This window comes from Nonomuraea sp. NPDC001684, assembly GCF_053596515.1.
In genome coordinates this window covers 1-2,349 of sequence record NZ_JBSFGJ010000787.1, presented here as the reverse complement: position 1 = coordinate 2,349, position 2,349 = coordinate 1, and the positions used below count along the sequence as shown (strand labels likewise).

General features: G+C 73.3%; 2 protein-coding genes. One reads left to right on the top strand and one right to left on the bottom strand.

Annotated elements, in window-relative coordinates; genetic code table 11:
* The first annotated feature begins 56 nt into the window (after positions 1-56).
* On the top strand, positions 57-1,262 hold the full coding sequence (locus ACWCSD_RS51710) for a Dyp-type peroxidase (protein ID WP_449927107.1): 1,206 nt from the start codon (positions 57-59) through the stop codon (positions 1,260-1,262).
* A 44-nt stretch (positions 1,263-1,306) separates the two neighbouring features.
* On the opposite strand, the gene cobF is transcribed toward ACWCSD_RS51710, so the two are convergent.
* Positions 1,307-2,065 carry a precorrin-6A synthase (deacetylating) gene (gene cobF / locus ACWCSD_RS51705; protein WP_449927104.1) on the bottom strand — a complete coding sequence of 253 codons (759 nt, stop codon included), beginning with the start codon at positions 2,063-2,065 and terminating at the stop codon, positions 1,307-1,309.
* Positions 2,066-2,349 lie beyond the last annotated feature (284 nt).

Sequence of the window (2,349 nt, the reverse complement as noted above, 5' to 3'; positions counted from 1 at the left end):
CCCTGGATCAAGACCGGCGGCAAGGTGAACTACCAGCCGGGCGAGGGCAAGCACTGATGGACGCCCACACCGGCAGCAGGTCCCGCCTGACCCGGCGGGGCCTGCTGGCCTCGACCGCGGCCGCCGCGGCCGGCGCGCTCGCGGCACAGGCCGCTGCGGCGGGCCCGGCCCAGGCTGCTTCGCCGGGCTCGGCGGTGGAGCCCTTCCACGGCCCGCACCAGGCGGGGATCGCCACCGTCCCGCAGGCCCACGCCGTCTTCGTCGGACTGGACCTGCGCGCGGGCGTCGGCCGGGAGGCGGTGGCCCGGATGATGCGGCTGCTGACCGACGACGCCCGCCGCCTGAGCGCGGGCGGTCCCGCCCTGGCCGACACCGAACCGGAGCTGGCGGTGCTGCCCGCCCGGCTGACCGTCACCTTCGGGTTCGGGCCCGGTCTGTTCGACGCGGTGGGCCTGGCGGACGCGCGCCCGTCCTCGCTGAAGGCGCTGCCCCGCTTCTCCGTCGACAAGCTGCAGAACCAGTGGAACGGCGGCGACGTGCTGGTGCAGATCTGCGCCGACGACCCGCTGACCGTGGCCCACGCCCTCCGCATGATCATCAAGGACGCCCGCGCCTTCACCCGCGTCCGATGGGTCCAGCGCGGGTTCCGGCGGGCCGCCGGGGTGCAGGCGTCCGGGCTGACCCAGCACAACATCATGGGGCAGCTCGACGGGACCGCCAACGCCGTCCCCGGGAGCCCTGTCTTCGACCGGGTGGTGTGGGCCGGCGCGGACGCGCCCGCCTGGCTGCGCGGCGGCACCACGCTGGTGCTGCGGCGGATCCGGGTCGAACTGGAGACCTGGGACGCCGCCGACCGGGTCGCCAAGGAGTTCACGATCGGACGCCGCCTGGACACCGGCGCCCCGCTGACCGGGACCGCCGAGCACGACCCGCCCGACTTCGCCGAGCTCACGCCCGTGGGGTTCCCGGTCATCTCCGAGTACGCCCACATCAGGCGCGCGCACAGCGCCGACCCGGCCAAGGGGATCTTCCGTCGCCCCTACAACTACGACGAAGGGCTCACCGCGGCCGGACACTCCGACAGCGGCCTGCTCTTCGCCTCCTACCAGGCCGACGTCGGCGCGCAGTTCCTGCCGATGCAGCGCCGGCTGGCCGAGGCCGACCTGCTCAACGAGTGGACCACGCCGATCGGATCTGCGGTGTTCGCCATCCCGCCGGGCTGCCCGCCCGGCGGCTGGATCGGGCAGGGGCTGCTGGCATGACGCGAGGGGGCCCGCCGACCTGGCGGCGCGACCTCGGCGTCAGGTCAGCGGTCCCCCGGTGACGGGCGGCGCAGCAGGTACGTGTCCATGATCCAGCCCTTGCGCTCGCGGGCCTCGGCACGCAGCCGCCGGATGCGGTCACCGACCTCCGGCACCGGCCCCGACACCAGGATCTCGTCCGGCGTCCCGAGGTAGGCGCCCCAGTAGATGTGGAAGTCGTCGAGACCGGTGAAGGAGCAGTGGGCGTCGAGCATGACCACCACGTCGTCGGCGGTGGGGCCCTGCTCCGCCAGGCGGCGGCCGGTGGTCAGGTGCGTGGGCCGGCCGACCTGGGTCAGGCCGATGCGGTGGCGGGCGGTGAGGGCGGCCACGCTGCTGATGCCGGGGACGACCTCGACGTCGAACGTGACGTTCCCGCGTCGCCGGATCTCATCGAGGATGGCGAGCGTGCTGTCGTAGACGGCCGGGTCGCCCCACACCAGGAACGCGCCGGTCTCGCCGGCGCCCAGCTCGTCGTGGATGAGCGCTTCGCAGGCGAGCGAGCGGCGCGAGCGCCAGTCCTCGACGGCGGCGGTGTAGGCGGGGGCGGTGCGGTCCCGTTCCGGGTCGCGGGCCTCGGCGATCCGGTACGGCTTGCGACCGTGCTCGGCGATCAGGTCGAGGCGGAGCTGGATCAACTCGTGCTTGGTCTCGCCCTTGTCGACGATGAAGAACACGTCCGTGGCGGCGATGGCCTTGACCGCCTGCAGAGTGAGATGGTCCGGATCGCCGGCGCCGATCCCGATGACGAGAAGCCGTTTCACCCGCCAAAGTCTGCCAGATAGGCAGATATACGATATCCCTCGCACTTTGTCATCGAGGAGGATCGTGAACCTGGCCGAGCAGGGCGACGCCTTCGCCGCGTCCCGTCAGGAGCGGCTTGCCGAGGAGATCCAGCTGACACGGCGCGACGCGTGATCACGGTCGTCGGGATCGGCGCGGACGGCTGGGACGGGCTGACCCCGGGCTCGCGCCGCGCGGTCGAGGCCGCCGACGTGCTCATGGGCAGCGCGCGGCAGCTCGACCTCGTGCCCGCGACGGCCGCAGA